4 protein-coding genes and 1 pseudogene are annotated in these 4461 nt (G+C 49.9%); 1 reads left to right on the plus strand and 4 read right to left on the minus strand.

The window, feature by feature from the left end; all coding sequences use genetic code 11:
- The 4 genes and pseudogenes from AT710_09210 to AT710_09225 all read right to left on the minus strand — a co-directional run bounded on the left by AT710_09210 (position 1) and on the right by AT710_09225 (position 4087).
- A pseudogene (locus AT710_09210) lies at positions 1-427 on the minus strand.
- A 33-nt stretch (positions 428-460) separates the two neighbouring features.
- The gene (locus AT710_09215) at positions 461-1462 is read right to left on the minus strand and encodes a DNA recombinase (protein ID KUO90326.1); all 1002 of its coding nucleotides are present in this window, start codon (positions 1460-1462) and stop codon (positions 461-463) included.
- Positions 1462-2463 carry a hypothetical protein gene (locus tag AT710_09220; protein ID KUO90327.1) on the minus strand — a complete coding sequence of 334 codons (1002 nt, stop codon included), beginning with the start codon at positions 2461-2463 and terminating at the stop codon, positions 1462-1464. The genes AT710_09215 and AT710_09220 overlap by 1 nt, the downstream gene beginning before the upstream one ends.
- Positions 2464-2683: 220 nt before the next feature.
- Entirely contained in the window at positions 2684-4087 is a 1404-nt protein-coding gene (locus tag AT710_09225; protein ID KUO90328.1) for a hypothetical protein, read from the minus strand.
- Between the two features lie 181 nt (positions 4088-4268).
- On the opposite strand from AT710_09225, the gene AT710_09230 reads away from it, so the two are divergent.
- Positions 4269-4460: a hypothetical protein gene (locus tag AT710_09230; protein KUO90329.1), complete on the plus strand. Its 192-nt coding sequence runs from the start codon at positions 4269-4271 to the stop codon at positions 4458-4460.
- Position 4461 lies beyond the last annotated feature (1 nt).

The raw sequence follows: 4461 nt of genomic DNA on the forward strand, positions 1-4461 counted from the left end.
GCTCCTCGTGATTCACATGGACGACAAAGCCATCATCAAGTCTCCTAATGTATATGTCCGTGATTTCTGGCATTAGGAACAATGGGGTAAAGGCCCCATAGGCATTCAACCAACGCTCAAACACCCTCCTAGCCAAATCAACGTTCTCACTACTTGGCTTAACATTGATTAGACCCAATGCCTTCTTGATTGCGTTCTCAGGTTTGTCTCCAGAGCCGAGTCTCTCGGCTATGTAGTCCAGGGGCAGTGCTATTAGCCAGTCGGGGACGTCATCGATGATGTATGCCGTGTACTCGGGCATTTGGTAGGTTGGGTCAATGACTTGGTGAACCTCAATGCTCGTCTTCAAGCCGAAGTTCTCCCTACCCTCAACCGTGTAGAACTTAACCAACCCCTGGCTAATCACCTTCAGCCTTGAGACATGCATCGACTAACAACTAATTAATTTTTAAAGGCAGAATCAATGGAGACCATCATCACCGATTGTGTATTTGACCTCGGTGCCAGGGGCTAAGCCTGGGACATCGAGTGCCCTCATGACGCCCTCGGGCTTAGCCTTGCTTGGCCTGAGCATTAGCCACCTGCTATTCACTGTGTGGGCTAAAACATTACCACCAACCGGTAGCTTGATCTCGACGTAGCCGGTTGGCATCGTCATTACCTGGTTCGTGTATATGGCCAGTACCCCGAACTTTATTGTTAATCGCCTGATCCAGTCGAGTACGTAGTGCAACCTCTGCTGCCTCTCCGCCAGCTTCTCCCTACCGCGGAACTGTGCTCGGTAAAGGGCTGTTACGCTATCGATAATGACAACACCAACGCCCCCGGTAATCACTTGGTTAGCCAGCTTGAGCTTTATGAAGTCCTCTAGTTCTTCGACTGTTGCTGGGTTGTAGACGATTAAGTCCCTCTCGAGGAACTCGCCGCAATTCACGCCAAACCTACCGCACAGGTTCTCAACTAGCTTGCCCGTGGTTAGGTACTGGTCAATCGTCTTCTCTGTATCGATGTACACAACACCGACCTGGTGCTGGGCGACCGATGCAACAGCTATTTGCAGGCTCATTAACGTCTTGCCGGCGCCGAACTCACCTGCGAACTCATAACTAGAGCTAAACCTCAAGCCACCGACCAACTTGTCGAACTCCTCAACCCCAGTCCTCACAACTCTCTGCCTACTCAATACCTCAATCCTCTCCCTGGCACTCATTGGTCTAGGCTCATCGCCCAACAACTCCCTGGCTGCGGTGATTACCTTCCTCGCCGTGTCCAGCTCGGAGAGGTTGAGTAGTTCCATTAGTTCTTCGGCATTGAATAGGAGTAGGTGTTTTGGGCTTGTTACACCAACGGCCCTAAGCCTCTCTATCATTTGCGCCGAAACACCATAACTCCTCAAGGAATCCAGGTCATCGATTGATTGTGGCTTCTCCTCAGCCTTTGTCTTTTTCCCTTTCTTCGGCATCAGGCCCACCCCATCAATGCAATGATTGGTGCCAGGAAGAGTGGCAGTAGGCTTATGCCCAGGCCTATCGAGTGCATTGCCTTACCAACAATCACCGACGTTGATGCTCCCAAGGCAATGAGCATTGTGAGTAGGGCGTTTGTGTTCGCCAAACCGCTGATTATTGATGCCGCACTACTTATTCCCGAGGCGCTGGAAACCGCACTCGATGCAAGTGCTGGCGCGTGGAGGGCTAGGAGCATTGCTACTAATGCGAGCATCATTGCGTAGCTGACGGCAATGAATGGGCCATAGACAAGACCACTCCTAACAACCTGCCTAATGAAGTTCATGAATGAGTCGACGACCATGTTGACTCTCTCAATAACGTCCCTAGAACCCCTGGAGTAGGCGTAATCCCAGAGCTGAACCAGCTCTTCCTCGACTAGGGTCCTAGGCGTTGGTGGCTTGGGGTCACTGACGAGCAGTAGCTCGCCGAATGCCTTGCTCACCCTACCATACATTCCTGTGTAATCCCTAACGAACCTAACGAACTGGGGCATGTACAAAACCGCGAAGCCAACGCCGAAAGCCATTATCGAGACAACAGCACCCAATAGTGTGGGGAGCTTGAGTAGTTGTGTTAATGCCAAACCTATACCCAATCCAATAATGCCTCCTATGGTTGGTTTAATGTAGTCATATTGCGTAAGCTCCACCTGGTAGTAGTGAATCAACGGTATGTAGAGTAGGTTGATTAACCCAACAATTGGCGGTGCTCCCAAAATAGTCATGAAAGCCAACACCCCAGTCATTATTGACAAGACAATGACAGCCGTTAACGAGGCATTAACCCACTGAAGCCTACTACTCAACACATTGTTCAACTTATTCAAAATAGCCATGAATGCTATGTCAGGGTCAGTTCCCGAGGTTACGAACGAGTGGGCATAAGCCAACAACTCACGCCTATAACCACCCCTCCTCAACAGCCAGGGGCTATTGACTACGTTCAGGAGCATCGACAGCTTGAACTAAGCCCTACTCAACCTGGAGGCCTCACTCACAGCCAGGTCAACGCCATCCTCAGGAGCCCTAATCACGAATACCAAGTCAGCAACGTACTCCCTGATAGAAGTCATCGACTAATCAGGGCCCTGCTTAAAAGGGGTAGGCAATGGGTTTGGGATAATGAAGCTGAGGAAAAACAATGTTGATTTTAAATTTAAATTGATTAATTCGTCATGACGGCCCGCTTAAGCTCACGTTCCCGTTGATGCATTGTATGGAGTAGCCGCTTATCCATGAACCGCTGGGTGCGTTGGGTTGCTGGAATGGTGGGTAGCCGAAGTATGCGATGCTTATTGAGACGGTATTGCTCGATGACGTGGCCAAGCCCACAATCCAAACCATGTTCGCCCAGGCACTCCAGCAGAAGGTCTCCACCTCGGCATTGAACGGTAGGTAGAACCAATAGGTATTACCTGGTGAGTAGTTTGTCAGGAATATAGCCGCACCCCAACTGGGGCCCACCTGGAAACCATTAATAAGTACCCCATTATTGGGCAGCTCTGAGACCAGGGTGTAGTCGAATGTCCATGTTATGTTATATGCATAGTACTGCCATTGGTTCACGTAGTACGGCGTCGTCGAGACGCTTATCGATGGACCTGTCGAGGAAGGCGGGGTGTAGGTAATGGATATGCTGGGTTCTGGGAAGAGAGTAATGCCAATACTGTACGACCCTGCGGAACTCGTGGGGGCTGGCTCATACTGGCCGTAACCATCGGCGACGTATGCATTGTAGGTATATAGGTAGCATATGCCGTTAAACTCCACCTCATTACCCATGGCTTCATAGCTCTTGTACATGTCGAAGCCACCAATTAAATAAAATAGTACACTAAACCCCGGCCAAACCTCGCCACTATACGTATAACCATATGCAACATCACCTATCAACTCTGCCGGTAAAGCTACTGTCGAAGACGAGCTGGATATGGCCGGGTGATTAATCATTAGGATGCATGAGTCGTAGTAGAACACATCGCCGTAGTTGTCCTCAACAGCCGCGATGCCGTAATCATAAGAATAATGCGCGCCCTGACTCGCTAAAGCCTGCATACCCCATAGGAAGATGTAGTTACCACTCGTGTAGATGCTATTAGAGCCCTGCGACGCTGAGAAATCATTCGCGTAGGTCACGTAGCATGGATCCCAATTTTGGTAGCTTGGATCTAGATTTGTTGATGGCTTATCACCCTTGGCAGTCTCTATTGACGCTAGCCAGTTCCTGAATAGGTTCGGCAATCCCTCAAGGCTCACCGGTCCTACCAGCACGGCTACTCTATACGGTGTCCTTATTGCTGCTGCCCCAACCAATGTGTAGTTGCTGTTTGTCGGCATCTCAAGCATTGGGATTAGGTAGAAGCGTGTACCATTTGTTCCGTAAACAACTACGTTTGCCCCCCTCGCCATTGCATATGAGAGGAGTAACTCGGCAACTGGCGCCTCGGACCTACTCACGTTCACTAGGACCAGGTCACCCTTGGCGAATAGGTTTGCCAGCAACCCAACGGCTGGGCTTGTCAGGTTCAGTGTGATATTCCCACCCACGGTGCCGTAAGCCACGTAGGGCCTAATCACAGACCAATCAATAACGGCAATGCTATTACTCGGCAAACTAGGCAGTTGGCTCAAGCTAATGGGCTTAATAAGTGATTGAGGAATACCAACACCAACAAGTCCCTGAACCAATGATTGGGGACCAACGACGTAGATTGGCGTTCTTAGGCTGATGTTTATTGGTGAGCCGATTGGTGTTGATGTGTTGAAATTGGACCTCGCCGATGTGCCTGGCTTATTGGTTACATGGGTTAGGGACAGTACTGAGACTATTGTTGCGACCAAAACAGCTGCGGCGATTAACGAAACAACCCAAACAAGCCTAGACCCAGACCACATACGGGATTTACTTATTCCACGGGACTTTTTTACTCCGGCTATTCATAAAAAGTGAG

Origin of the sequence: Thermocladium sp. ECH_B (assembly GCA_001516585.1) — an archaeon.
GTDB lineage: Archaea > Thermoproteota > Thermoprotei > Thermoproteales > Thermocladiaceae > Thermocladium.